At 66.1% G+C, this 15,960-nt stretch carries 14 protein-coding genes; 3 read left to right on the forward strand and 11 right to left on the reverse strand.

Going from position 1 to position 15,960, the window contains the following annotated elements; translation table 11 throughout:
* From AC3AYF_RS09020 to leuC, 8 genes are all read right to left on the reverse strand, one after another.
* A partial coding sequence (locus AC3AYF_RS09020; protein WP_487779644.1) for a phosphoribosylanthranilate isomerase occupies window positions 1-320 on the reverse strand: 320 nt, incomplete at its 3' end.
* Window positions 317-1,294, reverse strand: a complete 978-nt coding sequence (gene truA / locus AC3AYF_RS09025) for a tRNA pseudouridine(38-40) synthase TruA (protein ID WP_295038678.1) — start codon at window positions 1,292-1,294, stop codon at window positions 317-319. The genes truA and AC3AYF_RS09020, both read right to left, overlap by 4 nt.
* Before the next feature lie 24 nt (window positions 1,295-1,318).
* Window positions 1,319-3,796, reverse strand: coding sequence for a type IV pilus assembly protein FimV (locus AC3AYF_RS09030; RefSeq protein WP_295038683.1), 2,478 nt, complete (start codon window positions 3,794-3,796; stop codon window positions 1,319-1,321).
* Window positions 3,797-4,006: 210 nt separating this feature from the next.
* Window positions 4,007-5,122, reverse strand: a complete 1,116-nt coding sequence (asd, locus tag AC3AYF_RS09035) for an aspartate-semialdehyde dehydrogenase (protein ID WP_295038687.1) — start codon at window positions 5,120-5,122, stop codon at window positions 4,007-4,009.
* A gap of 156 nt (window positions 5,123-5,278) precedes the next feature.
* Window positions 5,279-6,358: a 3-isopropylmalate dehydrogenase gene (leuB, locus tag AC3AYF_RS09040; RefSeq protein ID WP_487779645.1), complete on the reverse strand. Its 1,080-nt coding sequence runs from the start codon at window positions 6,356-6,358 to the stop codon at window positions 5,279-5,281.
* Window positions 6,359-6,388: 30 nt separating this feature from the next.
* Window positions 6,389-7,165 (reverse strand): class I SAM-dependent methyltransferase, encoded by a 777-nt coding sequence (locus AC3AYF_RS09045; protein WP_295038692.1) that lies wholly within the window; start codon window positions 7,163-7,165, stop codon window positions 6,389-6,391.
* Window positions 7,158-7,802, reverse strand: a complete 645-nt coding sequence (gene leuD, locus AC3AYF_RS09050) for a 3-isopropylmalate dehydratase small subunit (RefSeq protein WP_295038694.1) — start codon at window positions 7,800-7,802, stop codon at window positions 7,158-7,160. Before leuD ends, AC3AYF_RS09045 begins: the two co-directional genes overlap by 8 nt.
* Complete coding sequence (gene leuC / locus AC3AYF_RS09055) at window positions 7,799-9,253, reverse strand: 3-isopropylmalate dehydratase large subunit (RefSeq protein WP_149436325.1); 1,455 nt, start codon at window positions 9,251-9,253, stop codon at window positions 7,799-7,801. The genes leuD and leuC overlap by 4 nt, the downstream gene beginning before the upstream one ends.
* A 192-nt stretch (window positions 9,254-9,445) precedes the next feature.
* On the opposite strand from leuC, the gene AC3AYF_RS09060 reads away from it, so the two are divergent.
* Together AC3AYF_RS09060 and AC3AYF_RS09065 are read left to right on the forward strand one after the other, a co-directional pair.
* The gene (locus AC3AYF_RS09060; protein ID WP_295038699.1) at window positions 9,446-10,345 is read left to right on the forward strand and encodes a LysR family transcriptional regulator; all 900 of its coding nucleotides are present in this window, start codon (window positions 9,446-9,448) and stop codon (window positions 10,343-10,345) included.
* A 55-nt stretch (window positions 10,346-10,400) separates the two neighbouring features.
* Window positions 10,401-11,660, forward strand: coding sequence for a hypothetical protein (locus AC3AYF_RS09065; protein ID WP_295038701.1), 1,260 nt, complete (start codon window positions 10,401-10,403; stop codon window positions 11,658-11,660).
* Between the two features lie 230 nt (window positions 11,661-11,890).
* On the opposite strand, the gene aroC is transcribed toward AC3AYF_RS09065, so the two are convergent.
* Together aroC and prmB are read right to left on the reverse strand one after the other, a co-directional pair.
* A complete protein-coding gene (gene aroC, locus AC3AYF_RS09070; RefSeq protein ID WP_487779646.1) occupies window positions 11,891-12,982 on the reverse strand; it encodes a chorismate synthase in 1,092 nt (363 codons plus the stop codon).
* 35 nt (window positions 12,983-13,017) lie between these two features.
* A complete protein-coding gene (gene prmB / locus AC3AYF_RS09075) occupies window positions 13,018-13,974 on the reverse strand; it encodes a 50S ribosomal protein L3 N(5)-glutamine methyltransferase (protein WP_239023857.1) in 957 nt (318 codons plus the stop codon).
* Between the two features lie 187 nt (window positions 13,975-14,161).
* Between prmB and AC3AYF_RS09080 the strand changes: the two genes are divergently transcribed.
* Window positions 14,162-14,734 (forward strand): Smr/MutS family protein, encoded by a 573-nt coding sequence (locus tag AC3AYF_RS09080; protein WP_149436321.1) that lies wholly within the window; start codon window positions 14,162-14,164, stop codon window positions 14,732-14,734.
* A 238-nt stretch (window positions 14,735-14,972) separates the two neighbouring features.
* On the opposite strand, the gene AC3AYF_RS09085 is transcribed toward AC3AYF_RS09080, so the two are convergent.
* A partial coding sequence (locus AC3AYF_RS09085; RefSeq protein ID WP_295038708.1) for a patatin-like phospholipase family protein occupies window positions 14,973-15,960 on the reverse strand: 988 nt, incomplete at its 5' end.

Here is a 15,960-nt window from a genome sequence, read left to right on the forward strand (position 1 = left end):
CGTATCGCCTTGATCCAGGGCTTGCCGAACCGCGCGCAGAAATCGGCCGGCTCGTCGCCATGGAACTGTAGCAGGTCGAGATGGGGTAGACACGCTTCGATATCGGCCACGCCCGGGTCGACGAACAGGCCCACCCGGGTCACGAACGGCGACACCGTGGCACTCAGCGTCGCGAGCCTGTCGGTATCGATGGCGCGCCCGCTGTTCGCCCACATCACGAAACCGAGCGCGTCCGCCCCGCAAGCGATGGCGACCCGAATATCCTCGGCCCGGGTCAGACCGCATATCTTGATTCTGACCGGATTGATGTTCGTGCTCATGGCGAGACCTCCTCACCGGTTTCCATCCCGGCCTGCGGATGCTGGTCGACCACCCGCCCCTGATCGTCGATCCATTTCGGCCATACCCGGCGGCGCCGCATCAACGGCGTATCCGGAATCATGTCCCGATCCCCGGTCCAGTCACCGAGGAACGCCATCAGGCTCGGCCCGACCGGCTCCTCGGGCAACGCGAAGCGTTCGTCGAAGCGCACGTCGACGAAGTGCAGCCCGCAGGCGGGCGCGGTCACGTTACCCAGTCTACGATCCTTCAGCGCCAGCAGCCTGGCGGGATAGGCTTCATCCTCGTCTCCCCGCCCGACCGCCACCAGCACGCCGGCGATATTGCGGATCATGTGATGCAGGAAGGCGTTGGCCTGGACATCGATCATGACCAGCGGCCCCAGGCGGCGCACCTCGATGAAATGCAGATGACGAACCGGCACCTTCGACTGGCAGCCGGCGGCACGATAGCTGGAGAAGTCATGTTCGCCGACCAGGGCTTGAGCGGCGCGATGCATGCGCTCGGCATCCAGCGGCTCCCGGCACCATGTCACGTTGTTCCGCTCCATGACCGGGCGCGTCGGCTGGTTGAGAATGAGGTAGCGATAGCGGCGGGCCAGCGCCGAGAAGCGGGCATGGAAGTCGCCGGCGACCGGCTTGAGCCAGCGCACCGCGATATCCCGCGGCAGCTGCGCGTTGGCGCCGAACAGCCAGGCTTTCTGGGTGCGCGCGACCGGCGCATCGAAGTGAACGATCTGGCGCGTGGCGTGAACGCCACTGTCAGTGCGCCCGCTGCAGAGTACCCGCACCGGCGTGGCGGCGATCTTGCTCAACGCCGCCTCGAGCGTTCCCTGGACCGATTGCGCGTGGCGCAAGCGTTGCCAGCCGCAGTAGTGCGTGCCGTCGTACTCGACGCCAAGGGCCAAACGGCCCGTCAGCGGCTGGTTGTCATCCTGCCGGGAGAAAAACGCCATCGAAACCTGTGCAGCCGAAAGTCGTTAGGGGCGCCCATTATCCCGATGCGACGACCGGAATTCCACCTCCTCGACGTCCCGGCCGGCGGGAACTTCGCGCCGGGGGCCGGAGGCGCCATCGCCCCGGAGCCTCGATGCGCTCCCAGCGATACCAGGATACCCAGGCGCGTCGCCCGCCAGGCCGATCCTGCTATCGTCTGCCCGGTTCTCGGGCGACTCCGGGGCCGGCCCCCTCGACCCCATGGCTCCGTTGCCGGATTCCCGTTTTCCCGAGGCTCCCGAAGGCCCTTTCGCTGGCTCCAGTGGGTGTGCCATGGTATCGAGAGACGGGGATTCCAGAGACGTGGATGCCAGAGAGAGCCCCGAGAAATCGGCGACAGGCTTGGCGGTGGAAGATGAGAGCGCGGCGTCCGCCCGCTCGGTCTCCAGCTCCAGCGTCGGCGCTTCGTAATCGATGCGGGCGACGAGCGGCGAGGCTGCCGACACGTCGAAGGCCTCTATCGCTTCGTCGTCGAACGACACCGACACGGCGTCCCGTCTCTCGGCTTCGGTTTTCCCCCAGCTGTCCTGGCGGTGGATCGCATCGGTATCGGAACGAGGGCCTCGCAGACGAGACGGGGGCGTTTCGGAAGTCGCGACGCCGCCGGCCTTATCCAGGTCTCCGTCGGAGAGCGTGTGCAGCGCCTGTGCCTCGAACAGCGCATCGACGTCCTCCACCTCCGCCAGCCACTCCCGGTCGCCCTCCTGCCCGATGCCATCGCCCGTCGCTTCTTGCCAGCTCTCTTCCACGTGGCGGGCACGGTAGTCGTCGACCAAGGCCTGCCCTTCCCGCCGCTGTTCGGGCGTGGCATCCGCGCCAAAGCCGGATAGCGCCACTTCCAGGGCGTCCATGTCCCGCAGCTCCCCCAGCGCTCTCAGCAGGCCCAGTCGAAGCTGGGCATCCTCCCGTTCCGCGAGATGGTGACGCAACCAGTCACGCGCCTCGGCATGGCGACCGTAGGCCATGTAGATGTCGGCCTGGCTGATCGAGACGGAATCGGCATCCCCGTCGCCAGCCGACGCCCGCCGAAGCGGGGACGCCTTCGCGGTCTGGCATTTCGCCCGGGCCCCCTTCGCCCTGCTCGGAGAGGCCTCGTCGGCGCCCAGGAGGCCTTCGCCTCCAGCCTGACGCCGTCGTCGCAGGAGGCCCCACAGCGCCAGCAGCACCACCAGCACGCCGCCGCCGATCCAGTCCAGGTGATCCACCAGTGCCCCTCCCATCGAGGCCGGCGGGACCGATGCGCGGGCAACGCCCGGGGAAGAGGCGGCCGGCATCGCTGTCTCGGCACCGGAAGCCACCTTGCCGGAGGCCACCGGCGTCGCTGACGATGCGGCCTCGGCCACCGCCGGATCGCTCACGGCAGAGGCCGTCCCGTCAGGCTGTTCCCCAACAGGCTTTTCCCCGTCAGGCTTTTCCTCGTCAGGCTGTTCCCCGGCAGAAGGCGATCCCGGCATGGGCCCCTCCCTCGGCGTCACAGCTCCCGCCGGCTGGTCAACGGATGGCGACGCCGTTGCCGCTAACGCGCCGCGCAGTTCGTCGCGCTCGGCTCTCAAGGCGTCGATGGTCTCCCGTTGCCGCTCGGTTGCGGCGGTCAACTCGGCCAGGCGTTGCTCCGGGGTGGCGGAGCGGGGGCCATCCATCGTCCCGACCCGGTGGGAGGCCGGCCGCTGTCCTGCGATATCGACGAGCGAGCGCTCTTCACCGGCCCGCCCCAAGAGCGCCCGCAAGCGGGTAACGGCGTCGCCACGGGATAGCCCGGCAACGACGTCGAGCGCGGGTACGGTCAGATCGACCCCGGCGCGCAGTCGGCCGATATCACCATCGATGAAGGCCGCGGGATTGGATTGAAAGAGTGCCACCATCAACGCCTGGCGACTGATGCCCGCGCGAGGCAGCAGCGAGGCCGCCAGGCCAGACAGTGAGTCGCCCGGCTGTACGCGCAGACGCGCAGGCCAGGCGTGAGGCGCTTCTATCGCTGTCCGCACCGGCATCGGCGCCGACAGGGGCGATATCGTCGCCTGCCCTGACGACACCGAGACATCGCCATCCAGCAGTGGCTGCGAACTGGCGTAGTCGACAGGATCGAACAGTAGCGAAACGCCCCGCTGCCACTGGCCGTCCGGCCAGGTCACCACCAGCAACAGGTCGAGGAAAGGTTCCCGCACCCGGCGCGGGCTGTCGAGCACCAACGTCAATTCGCCGTCCTGACGCACGGCCTTGGCCGATACGGTGTCGGCCAGTGCGTCGCGGGTCAGCCCCGCCTGGCGATAGGCCTCGGCGTCAGCGACGGCCACCGAAATCCGCGATACCGACAGGCCACCCGCATCAGTCAGGGGCAGTACCACATGCAGCGGGCGATTGAGGGGGGATACCTGCTGCGGATCGCCGACGCCGAGTGCCAGGACCGACGAGGCCACTGCGAGACAGAGTCCGCCGGCCATCATTGTGAGCCATCGCCGCATGGTGTCCTCGCCAACGCCTTGGAGTGAATCTCGATTCACTCATCGGCAACGGCGCATCGAACTTTAACATTCAGAAACATTACAGTTACCGAAATCGGATCGGCGACAAGCCAATCCCGGGGCCCGCCCCAACGCAAAAAGCCCCGCCGGCGTTAACCGACGGGGCTCGATAATGGTCTCGATCGAGACGCTATCGTGATTGGCGCGGGCTCACGCCTGCTCGCGAAGAATCTTGAGCATGCGCTTGAGCGGCTCGGCGGCACCCCACAACAGCTGGTCCCCGACGCTGAATGCGGTCAGGTATTCCCCGCCCATGGCCAGTTTGCGCAGTCGGCCCACCGGTACTGTCAGCGTACCGCTGACGGCCGCCGGCGTCAGATGCTGCAACGTGGCGTCCTTGTCATTGGGAACGACCTGGACCCAGTCGTTGTGCCTGGCCAGACGATCCTCGATCTCGTCGATGGGCACGTCCTGCTTGAGCTTGATGGTGAAGGCCTGGCTGTGAGAGCGCATCGCGCCGATACGCACACAGAGGCCGTCGATGGGAATCGGGTTGTTGCCGGTGGCGAGAATCTTGTTGGTCTCGACGCCGCCCTTCCACTCTTCCTTGCTCTGGCCGTTTTCCATCGCCTTGTCGATCCACGGCAGCAGGCTGCCGGCCAGCGGCGCGCCGAAGTTGTCGACCGGGAATTCGCCGCCGCGCATGGCGGCGGTAACATCGCGGTCGATGTCGAGAATCGCGCTCGATGGCGTGGCGAGATCGCGGGCCACGGCCGACTGCAGCGCGCCCATCTGCGACAGCAGTTCGCGCATGTGCTTGGCCCCGGAACCGGAGGCCGCCTGATAGGTCATGGAGGTCATCCATTCGACCAGACCGGCCTCGAACAAGCCGCCGAGGCCCATCAGCATGAGGCTGACGGTACAGTTGCCACCGACGAAGGTCCTGGCGCCCTTGGCGAGCTGGGCATCGATCACGTGACGGTTGACCGGATCGAGCACGATGGTCGACTCATCCGCCATGCGCAGGGTGCTGGCCGCATCGATCCAGTAGCCTTTCCAGCCCGCCTGGCGCAGCGGCTGATAGACCGCGCCGGTGTAATCCCCGCCCTGGCAGGTGACGATCACGTCCATCGCCTTGAGCGACTCGATGTCGTTGGCATCCTTCAACGCCGGCACGTCGACGCCGATGTCGGGACCGGCCTGGCCTGCCTGAGAGGTGGAAAAGAACACCGGCTCGAGCCCGGCGAAATCGTTGTCGTCCAGCATGCGCTGCATCAGCACGGAACCGACCATCCCGCGCCAGCCGACGAATCCGACTTTCAACATAGTTGGCGTACCCCGAAGCGTTTTTGAATGTCCTGAATCGACACGACGACCCGTTCGAGTCGTCGCATCCTGTCAATCTTGAAGGCGCATTATAGCGCATTGGTACAGGCCTGTTCGCGCCATACGCCGTGAGCCGCGTTGCTGCGTCGAACGCGCTCAGGCCTCGGCGAAGGCCGCCAGCACCGCATCGCCCATCTCGCTGGTGGAGACCTGACGGGTGCCCGGATAGGCGATATCGGCGGTACGCAGGCCCTGATCCAGCACCTTGCCGACCGCCCGCTCGATACGATCGGCAAGCTGGGGCTCGCTCAGCGAATAGCGCAGCATCATCGCCACCGACAGAATCGTCGCCAGCGGGTTGGCCAACCCCTGGCCGGCGATATCCGGGGCACTGCCGTGACACGGCTCGTACATGCCCTGCGGGCGCTCGTTGAGCGACGCCGACGGCAGCATGCCGATGGAGCCGGTGAGCATGGCGGCGGCGTCGGAGAGAATGTCGCCGAACATGTTGCCGGTCACCACCACGTCGCACTGCTTGGGCGCCCGTACCAGCTGCATGGCGGCGTTGTCGACGTACATGTGCGTCAACTCGACGTCGGGATATTCCGGCGCCAGTCGGTTCATCACCTCGCGCCACAGAATCGTGACTTCGAGCACGTTGGCCTTGTCCACCGAGCAGAGCTTCTTGCCCCGCTTCTGCGCCATCTCGAAGGCGACGCGACCGATCCGCTCGATCTCGGATTCGGCGTAGACGTAGGTGTTGAAACCGACCCGCTCGCCGTTACGCTCCTCGATGCCGCGGGGCTGGCCGAAGTAGATGCCACCGGTCAGCTCGCGCACGATCATGATGTCGAGCCCGGAGACCACTTCCGGCTTCAGCGTCGAGGCCTCGGCCAGCTGCGGATAGAGCAGCGCCGGGCGCAGGTTACCGAACAGGTTGAGGTTCTTGCGCAGGCCAAGCAGCCCCTTCTCCGGGCGCTTGCTCAGATCCTCGAGCGTATCCCATTTCGGCCCACCCACGGCGCCAAGCAGGATCGCATCGGCCGCCTTGGCTTTGGCCAGCGTCGACTCGGGCAGCGGGTGCCCCTCGGCATCAAAACCGGCACCGCCGACCAGCGCCTCTTCCAGCTCGGCGTCCAGGCCAGCTTCGCGGCACGCATTCAGTATCTTGACCGCTTCCGCGGTGATTTCCGGGCCGATGCCGTCACCGGGGAGAACCAGAATCTTCTTGCTCATGCATTGTCCTCAAGCGTGTTCCTTGATGTGTCACTTCGTGGCCCACAACACCAGCATGTCGGTCGTGAAGGAACCATCCTCACCGATCTCGAAGGCGTCCCGCACTTCCTGGCCGACTTGGCTCTGCAGGTGGCGGATCGCATCGCGCATCACATCCGGCGTGCGCATGCGCGCGATCCATGTCTCGAAATCCAGCCGCAGGCGCTGGCGCGAGCTGGCAGTCACCACCAGCCCGGCCTCGCCAACCATCTGCGCCCACTCACTCGGGGCGTAGTCGCGCACATGACTGGTGTCGCGCAGCATCTCCACGGTCTGCAGGAAGCTGTCGAAAAGCGGCTGTTCGGACGCCGCGACATCGATGAATGCCGCCAGGCCACCCGGCTTCAGGACGCGCCTCGCTTCGCGCAGCGCCAACCCGACGTCGCGCCAGTGATGCGCGGAGAAGCGACTGCACACCACGTCGAAACTGTCGTCCGCAAACGGCAGCGACTCGGCGACACCCTGCACCGTGCGAATGTTGCCGAAGCCGCGATCGCCGGCCGCTTCGCTCACCACCGCAAGCATTCGCGGCGACAGGTCGTAGGCCACGATCTCCACCGCCAGATCGGCCAGTTGGAAACTCACGTGACCGGCGCCACAGCCGAGATCCAGCACGCGGGGGACATCGATCGCGCCGACCCGCTCGCGCAGCTGGGCGAACTCCTGCCCTTGGGCGTGCACGCTGCTGCTCAGATAGGCCGCCGCCCGACTGCCGAACTGACGCTCGACCACGGCGCCGTGGTCGGCGTTGCCGCGGGGGTCAGGCATCGCGAAACAGCCACGGACGCGCGGCGCGATGACGACTTTCGAAATCGCGGATCGCGCCGGACTGCTCGAGGGTCAGGCCGATATCGTCGAGCCCCTCCAGCAGGCAGTGCTTGCGGAAGGCATCGACCTCGAACGGGATCGCCTCGCCGCTCGGCGTGATCACCCGCTGTCCTTCGAGATCGATGTCCAGACGATAGCCCTCGTTGGCTTCGGTCTCCTGGAACAGCCGCTCCACCGTCGCCTCGTCCAGAGCGATCAGCAGGATCCCGTTCTTGAACGAGTTGTTGTAGAAGATATCGGCGAAGCTCGGCGCGATCACCACGCGGAAACCGAAATCGTCCAGCGCCCAGGGCGCGTGCTCGCGGGAACTGCCGCAGCCGAAGTTACGCCTTGCCAGCAATACCTGCGCATCGCGATAGCGCGACTGGTTGAGCACGAAATCCGGATTGAGCGGCCGGCTGGACGCGTCCTGGCCCGGGTAGCCCTCGTCGAGATAACGCAACTCGTCGAACAGGTTGGGACCGAACCCGGTGCGCTTGATCGATTTCAGGAACTGCTTGGGGATGATCAGGTCGGTATCGACGTTGGCGCGATCCAGCGGCGCGACCAGACCCTGCAGACGTTCGAACTTCTTCATGCGCTCATCTCCCGTGCACTGTCCCGGTCATAGTCGTACTCGCGAACATCGACGAAATGCCCCTCGATGGCCGCCGCCGCCGCCATCGCCGGGCTCACCAGATGGGTGCGCCCGCCGTAGCCCTGACGACCTTCGAAGTTGCGGTTGGAGGTCGACGCGCAGCGTTCGCCGGCGCCCAGCTTGTCGGCGTTCATCGCCAGGCACATCGAACAGCCCGGTTCGCGCCACTCGAAGCCCGCCTCGACGAAGATCCTGTCGAGCCCTTCCGCCTCGGCCAGCCGTTTCACCAGGCCGGAGCCCGGCACCACCATGGCCAGTTGGATGTTGTCGGCGACCTTGCGACCCTTGGCAACCTTGGCGGCCTCGCGCAGATCCTCGATCCGCGAGTTGGTGCAGGAGCCGATGAACACCTTGTCGAGCTGGATGTCGGTGATCTTCTGTCCGGCCGACAGCCCCATGTATTCGAGTGCCCGGGTCATGCCCTGGGTCACGGTCTCGTCGGCGGCGTCGTTCGGATCCGGCACGCTCGCCGAGACGTTGACGACCATTTCCGGACTGGTCCCCCAGGTCACCTGGGGTTCGATCTCGGCGGCGTCGAGTTCGACGACCTTGTCGAAATGCGCGCCGTCGTCGGAAACCAGATCGCGCCAGGCTTCGACGGCGGCCGGCCACTGATCGGCAGCGGGGGCGAAGGGCCGCCCTTTCAGGTAATCGATGGTGTTGTCGTCCACCGCCACCAGGCCGACGCGGGCCCCGGCTTCGATCGCCATGTTGCAGATCGTCATGCGACCCTCCATGGAGAGATCGCGAATCGCGCTGCCGGCGAACTCAATGGCGTAACCGGTGCCGCCGGCGGTACCGATACGGCCGATGATGGCCAGCACGATATCCTTGGCGGTGACGCCGAGACCCAGCTTGCCCTCGACGCGCACCTGCATGTTCTTCATCTTCTGGGCGATCAGGCACTGGGTGGCGAGCACGTGCTCGACCTCGGAGGTGCCGATGCCGTGAGAGAGCGCCGCGAAGGCACCGTGGGTGGCGGTGTGGGAATCGCCGCAGACCACCGTCATGCCCGGCAACGTGGCGCCCTGCTCCGGCCCGACCACGTGGACGATGCCCTGGCGCTCGTCATTGATCCGGAACTCCTCGATATCGAAGCTCTCGCAGTTGGCATCCAGGGTTTCTACCTGGATACGAGAGACGTCGTCGAGGATCCCGGCGTTGCCGGCGCTGCGCTCCTTGAGCGTGGTCGGCACGTTGTGGTCCGGCGTCGCCAGGTTGGCGTCGCGACGCCAGGGTTTGCGGCCGGCCAGGCGTAGCCCCTCGAACGCCTGGGGCGAGGTGACCTCGTGCAGCAGGTGACGATCGATGTAGATGAGCGCCGACCCGTCGTCGCGCTGGGTCACCAAATGCTGCGCCCACAGCTTGTCGTAGAGCGTCTGGCTTGCCATGTCTGTTTTCTCCTCCGTCACACTGTCTGAAGCAGCTTTTGTGACGTAACGCTTGCGAATCGAGACGTCATGTGACGCCGCGAATGTTGGGTTAGCCAAGATACGGCGGCCGCATGCATAAAATCAATTCATCTTGATTATGCTTTGGATTCCATAACAGAATTAACGAATTCATCTGCCGGATCTCGACACATGGACACCCAAAGCCTGCAGGCCTTTATCGCGGTTGCCGACACGACCTCATTCTCGCAGGCCGGCGAGCAGCTCCACCTCACCCAGCCGGCAATCAGCAAGCGCATCGCCACGCTGGAGCACCAGACAGGCGCCAAACTCTTCGATCGCATCAATCGCCGGGTCAGCCTGACCGAAGCCGGGCGGCTGTTGCTGCCCCGTGCGCGCCAGATCCTGCAACTGGTCGAGGATAGCCGCCGCCAGCTGCACAACCTGAGTGGCAGCGTCGAGGGCAGCCTGACGCTGGCGACCAGCCACCATGTGGGTCTGCACCGGCTGCCGCCGGCCCTCAAGGCGTTTACCCAGCGCTATCCGGACGTCGATCTAGACCTGCGCTTTCTCGATTCCGAGCAGGCCTACCACGGTGTCATCACCGGGGAGATCGAGCTCGCCGTGGTGACGCTGTCGCCGCACCCCAACCCCCAGGTGGAGTCGGTGCCGGTGTGGATCGACCAGCTGCGCTTCGTCGCCGCGCCCGGACACCCGCTGACGACGCGTGGCGAGCTGCCGTTGTCGACGCTGGTGGACTATCCGGCGGTGCTGCCGGGTCCGCTCACGTTCACGCGCGACATCGTGGTGGATTCGTTCAATCGGGCCGGTCTGGCAATCGATGTGGCGCTCTCCACCAACTACCTGGAGACGCTGAAGATGATGGCCGGCATCGGGCTGGGCTGGAGCGTGCTTCCGGAGAGCATGATCGACGAGGAGATCGCGGTACTGCCGGTGGCGCACCCGCCCATCGAGCGACGGCTCGGGTATCTGGTCCACCGGGAGCGCACGCTCTCCAACGCCGGGCGCGCGATGATCGCGGAACTCGACGCGCTCAGGGCCGCCGAAGGCACTGGGAGCGACTACGCTTAGTCACACCCGCCCAGGGCACAATCAACCGCGGACTCGGATCAAGGAGCAGTCACCCATGGAGCAGGAAGACCGGGGCAGGTCCCGGGAATCGGCACGACAGCAGGACACGCCCTCAAGCACCCTGCGGCTGGGTCTGGTGCCGGCGCCGGAACTGCCGGAGCGGGTCGCCAGCCTCATCGCCGACGAGCTTCCCGAGCTGCTCGCACGCCATACCGACGATCGCCACCAGTGGCGGGTCGACTGCCTCACCGATCCGCTGATCGGCGCCGACGACTCGACCGCCGACGTCATCGAGCAGGCCGAAAGCATCAAGCGCGCCAACGGCTGGGATTACGTGGTCTGCATCACCGACCTGCCGCTGCTGCGTGGCGAGCGCATGGCGCTGGCGGAAGCCAGTGAAAACCTGGGCGTCGCAATCATCTCCCTGCCGGCACTGGGCATCTCGCCCCTCCGGCAGCGCCTGCGCGAGGCGATGCTGCACCTGGTCAACGAGATGCATCACGGCAGCGATCGCCGTGACCGTGAACGCCAGCAGCAGCACATGGACGACGGCCGTGAGGCCCGCGAGCAGAGCGGTATCCGTAACAGCAACTCCCGCGAGCTGATGGGCTCGCGGCTCTTCGAGCGCCTGGTGCCGATAGAACGTGTCACGCCGTCCGATGACAGCGAGAGGAACGTCGACGTCCGTTTCGTCAGTGCCACCAAGTGGCCGGGCTACGCCAAGCTGCTGGGCGGCATGGTGAGAGCGAACCGCCCCTGGACGATCCTGCCCGCGTTCCGACGGATCGTCGCGGTGGCCTTCGCCACCGGGGCTTACGGCCTGATTTTCCCGACGCTCTGGAAACTCAGCGCTGCCTATGAACTCTATCGCTTCGTCGCCCTGATGATCGCCGCGATCGTCGCCATGATCGTCTGGTTGATCCTCGATCACGGCTTATGGGAACCACAGCACTATACCCACAATGCCCGGCTGACCCGGTTCTACAACCTGACCACGGTCATGACGCTACTGGCGGGCGTGGCATGCTATTACGTCATCCTCTTCGCGCTGTTCCTGGTGGCGGTCGTACTGTTCGTACCCGCCAGCCTGCTGGAGTCGACGGTCGGCCAATCGGTCGGCTGGCTCGCCTTTCCGGCACTGGCGTGGCTGGCGACATCGGTGGCGACCGTGGCCGGCGCGCTGGGGTCGAGCCTGGAGAGTGACGAGACGATCCGCAGCGCCACCTATGGCTACCGCCAGCAGTTGCGCCAGCGCAAGGTCAAGGAGCGCCAGCAGCGAGACAGGCAGCAGGAGGATAAGGATTCATCGACGTGACGACCTTGTCGTACCAATAGCTCCGAGGAGCCCTCTTGAAAAATTTTGAACACAGAGGAACTCGGCGAGCGATGGTCGGGCAAGGCGCAACGACCGTAGGGAGTAACGGCCGAAGGCTGGCCCGAAGGGTGAGCGTAGCGAATCAAAATCGACGAGGCAGCGGAGTTTACTGGTGTCAATGAGCATGCCGAGTCGATTTTCGACGCTGCATGGCCGAGCGCAGCCAGTTCTCAGACAAGTCCGAGGCGCGGCGTGTCGACGCGAACGTCGCCGTTCTGGGCACGGTGGCGCAGCAGATGATCGATCAGCGTCAGCGCCATCATCGCCTCGGCGATCGGCGTGGCACGGATGCCGACGCAGGGATCGTGCCGCCCCTTGGTGACCACTTCCACCGGCTCGCCGTGCACGTCGATCGAACGCCCGGGCCGGGTGATGCTGGAGGTCGGCTTCAGCGCCAGATGCGCGACGACCGGCTGGCCGCTGGAGATGCCGCCGAGCACGCCGCCGGCATGATTGGAGAGAAACCCCTGCGGCGTCATTTCATCGCGATGCTCGCTGCCACGTTGAGCCACGACACCGAAGCCGTCGCCGATCTCGACCCCCTTCACCGCGTTGATGCCCATCAAGGCGTGGGCCAGGTCGGCATCCAGCCGGTCGAACACCGGTTCGCCCAGCCCCACCGGCACGCCCTCGGCGATGACCGTGATCCTGGCGCCCACCGAATCCTGGTCGCGGCGCAGCTGATCCATGTACGCCTCGAGTTCCGGCAGCTTGGCCGGATCCGGGCAGAAGAACGGATTGTCGTCCACGCCATCCCAGCTCTTGAAGTCGATCTCGATGGGGCCGAGCTGGCTCATGTAGCCGCGCACGCGGATCCCCTGCTGCGAGAGCCAGGCCTTGGCGATGGCGCCGGCGGCCACGCGCATCGCCGTCTCCCGGGCGCTGGAGCGGCCACCCCCCCGGTAGTCACGAATCCCGTACTTGTGGTGGTAGGTGTAGTCGGCGTGGGCCGGGCGAAACTGCTCGGCGATCTTGGAATAATCCTTGGAGCGCTGATCGGTGTTCTCGATCAGCAGTCCGATCGGCGTGCCCGTGGTCCTGCCCTCGAACACGCCGGTCAGGATCCTGACCTGATCCGGCTCCCGGCGCTGGGTGGTGTGACGCGAGGAGCCGGGCCGGCGACGATCGAGATCGACCTGCAGATCCGCCTCGCTGATCTCGAGTCCCGGCGGGCAGCCGTCGACGATGGCACCCAGTGCAGGGCCGTGACTCTCACCGAAAGTGGTGACGGTGAACAGTTTGCCGAAGGTGTTGCCGGACATGCGCGATCCTCAGGAAATGGGCGAAAGATTCAGGTTCAGGCCGGGCGGGACGCGGCGAAGTGGTCCGCGTAGGCATCGAGATCCTCGGCACCGAGCGCGAACACCCCCTCGCCGCCGCGCTCGAACTCGAGCCACAGAAACGGCACTTCGGGAAACGCCGCCTCGAGATGGCGCTGGGAGTTGCCGACCTCGACGATCAGCATACCGCCATCGTTCAGATAGGTCCGCGCCTCGCGCAGAATACGCCGCACAATGTCCAGGCCGTCTCGCCCGGCGCCCAGCGCCAGGTCGGGTTCGTGGCGATACTCCGCCGGCATCGCCGCCAGATCGCGACTGTCGACGTAGGGCGGATTGCTGACGATCAGGTCGTAGCGCTGCCCGGCGACGCCCTCGAACAGGTCGGAGGCCACGGCGCGCACGCGCCGGCCGACGTCGTGACGCACGATATTGGCTTTTGCCACCTCCAGCGCCTCCGGGCTGATATCGACCAGGTCCACCTCGCAGGTCGGCAGGTGGAGCGCGGTGGCGATGCCCATACAGCCGGAGCCGGTGCAGAGATCGAGCACGCGCGCCGGCGGCATCTCCTCGAACCAGGCCGAAAAGCCCTGTTCGATCAGCTCCGCGGTCGGCGAGCGCGGAATCAGCACCCGCTCGTCGACCTCGAACGGGAAGCCGGCGAAGAACGCCTCGCCGAGCAGATACGGCAGCGGCCGGCGCGTCTCGATCCGACTTCGCACCAGCGCGACGATACGTCCGCGTTCGACGCCCAGCAGGCGCGAGTCGAGCACCGCCGGATCGACGTCCCAGGGCAGGTGCAGCGCCCCCAGCACCAGCGCCACCGCTTCGTCCCAGGCGCTGTCGGTGCCGTGCCCGAAATGGAGACGGTGGGCGTGGAATTCGCTGGTTGCCCAACGCAGGCAGTCACGCACGCTGAACAGATCGGCAACGATGACATCGTCGGCTAGCGTCAAGGTCGACTGCAGAGGGGGCATGGACGGGGCTCGCATCTGACTGAAAAACGGACGACGATTGTACCCGCAAGGGTGCCGGGTTCACAGCCGGGCTGATTCATCACCAACCGGCCCCCACAGACAAGCCACGAAGCGCGGAATCGTTTACCCTTTGCGCCGCGAGACGATTCCAGCCGGCACGATGGCGGCAAGCAGAGGTTCCACGGTCATGACTCCAGGCGACGACGACGATCACAACGCGTTCCGCGAGGCGCTGAAAGCCGCCGGCGTCAGGCGGCTCAGCGTCAACCGGGCCGCCGTCGGCAAGCCACGTCGCAACGACATCAACGCCGACACCCGCCGCGAAGCCGCCGAACAGGCCCCGCCGGTCGTGCAGTCGCGGCTGTCCGACGGCGGCGTCGAGGCAGTCACGCCGCATCAGCGCCTGGCGTTCTCGATCCCGGACCTCCCGGCGAGAACCTTCGCGCAGCTCAAGCGTGGCCAGATCGGCTGGGAGGGCGGACTCGACCTGCATGGCTACACGCTCGACGAGGCCCGCCTGGAGCTCGAATCGTTCATCGACGATGCCATCGCCAACCGCACTCGCTGCGTGCTGGTAGTTCATGGCAAGGCGCGCGGCTATCGCGGCAGCGGCGCGGACTACCCGGTGCTCAAGAGCCACGTCAACGCCTGGCTCAAGAACTGGTCACGCGTGCTGGCATTCTGTTCGGCGAGCGACATCGACGGCGGCACCGGCGCGCTCTACGTCCTGCTGCGCACTCGCGCCGACTCGAAAAGCTAGTGTGGTGTCTCACAAATACCATCCCATAATATCGGTCCCTGGCGCCGCCATGCGGCGTTGCTCGTCGTTGCCATAGACCCCACTATGACGCCTCCTCGCGCCTTGCCTGGCAACGCCATGCATCCGATATTTCTTCGCGTTACTTGCGAGACACGACACTGGAAGATCACGTGGTGCGCCCCGAAGAGACTGGTTCACCGAGCGGGCCGGAGCACAAGGCGGCCGTGGCGCGTCTCCTTCAACCGTGCCGCTTGGGCGACGACAACGGTAGTGGCAGCCGCCCCTGGGGGTCGCTGCTACTGGAGGGATGGCGGCGGCCGTCGACCGGCTCGCCCGCCACCGTCGTGCGGTCGCGCTGGCGCTCATGGCGGTCCAGGGCCTGGGCGGTGAGATAGCGCCCCAGTTCGATCAGCGCCTCCGCCCGATGGAACTCGTAGGCACCGCAGACGCTCTTGGGAACGTCGATCAGGATGTCGGGCGGATAGCCGGCGATCTTGTACTTGGCCAGCGCGGCCTGGGTGATATCGAACGAGGCCAGCATCATGTCCAGCTTGCTCCAGGCGCGCTCGGTCTGGCTCGACCAACTGACGTTCTCGGACGCCTCCTCCTCTTCGCTGAACGACGACACCATGCCCTGCACCCGCGTGCGCACGTTCTTCAGCCAGCCGCTGAAGCTCTTGCCCTCGGCCTCCCGCTCGATCTCGCGGGCGTGCTCCTGGGCCGCCTGATCGGGCGGCAGCAACTCCTCCAGCGTTACCGGCCGCGGCGTCTGGGCGGTGGCGTTGACCGCCAGCACCAGATCCGACTCCACCGACACCGTGGGGATGATCGGGAGCGGGTTCAGCAGCCCGCCGTCGACCAGCACGTGGCCGTTTTCCTGCACCGGAGTAATGATCCCCGGGACCGCGATCGAGGCGCGGATCGCCCGCAGCAGCGGCCCGCTCTGAAACCACACTTCGCGCTGCCGACCCAGGTCCGTCGCCACGGCGGTGAACGGCATCGGCAGATCCTCGATGCGGATGTCACCGACCAGCGATTCCAGCTTGGTCATCACCTTGCCGGCGCGCATCGCGCCCATGGCGCTCCAGGTGATGTCGACCAGCCGAAGCACGTCGAAATAGTCGAGCTGACAGACCCAGTCGCGATACGCATCGAGCTTGCCGGCAGCATAGATTCCGCCGATCAGGGCACCCATGGAGCAGCCGGAGATCGAAGCGATCTCGTAG

It is taken from the genome of Salinicola sp. (assembly GCF_982684285.1).

Bases quoted from the DNA above. Each gene is read 5' to 3' on its own strand.
- aroC (WP_487779646.1), bottom strand. From the start codon at position 12,982: ATGTCCGGCAACACCTTCGGCAAACTGTTCACCGTCACCACTTTCGGT.
- asd (WP_295038687.1), bottom strand. From the start codon at position 5,122: ATGTTGAAAGTCGGATTCGTCGGCTGGCGCGGGATGGTCGGTTCCGTG.
- AC3AYF_RS09080 (WP_149436321.1), top strand. From the start codon at position 14,162: ATGACTCCAGGCGACGACGACGATCACAACGCGTTCCGCGAGGCGCTG.
- leuD (WP_295038694.1), bottom strand. From the start codon at position 7,802: ATGAAGAAGTTCGAACGTCTGCAGGGTCTGGTCGCGCCGCTGGATCGC.
- prmB (WP_239023857.1), bottom strand. From the start codon at position 13,974: ATGCCCCCTCTGCAGTCGACCTTGACGCTAGCCGACGATGTCATCGTT.
- AC3AYF_RS09060 (WP_295038699.1), top strand. From the start codon at position 9,446: ATGGACACCCAAAGCCTGCAGGCCTTTATCGCGGTTGCCGACACGACC.
- AC3AYF_RS09030 (WP_295038683.1), bottom strand. From the start codon at position 3,796: ATGCGGCGATGGCTCACAATGATGGCCGGCGGACTCTGTCTCGCAGTG.
- AC3AYF_RS09045 (WP_295038692.1), bottom strand. From the start codon at position 7,165: ATGCCTGACCCCCGCGGCAACGCCGACCACGGCGCCGTGGTCGAGCGT.
- truA (WP_295038678.1), bottom strand. From the start codon at position 1,294: ATGGCGTTTTTCTCCCGGCAGGATGACAACCAGCCGCTGACGGGCCGT.
- leuB (WP_487779645.1), bottom strand. From the start codon at position 6,358: ATGAGCAAGAAGATTCTGGTTCTCCCCGGTGACGGCATCGGCCCGGAA.
- leuC (WP_149436325.1), bottom strand. From the start codon at position 9,253: ATGGCAAGCCAGACGCTCTACGACAAGCTGTGGGCGCAGCATTTGGTG.
- AC3AYF_RS09065 (WP_295038701.1), top strand. From the start codon at position 10,401: ATGGAGCAGGAAGACCGGGGCAGGTCCCGGGAATCGGCACGACAGCAG.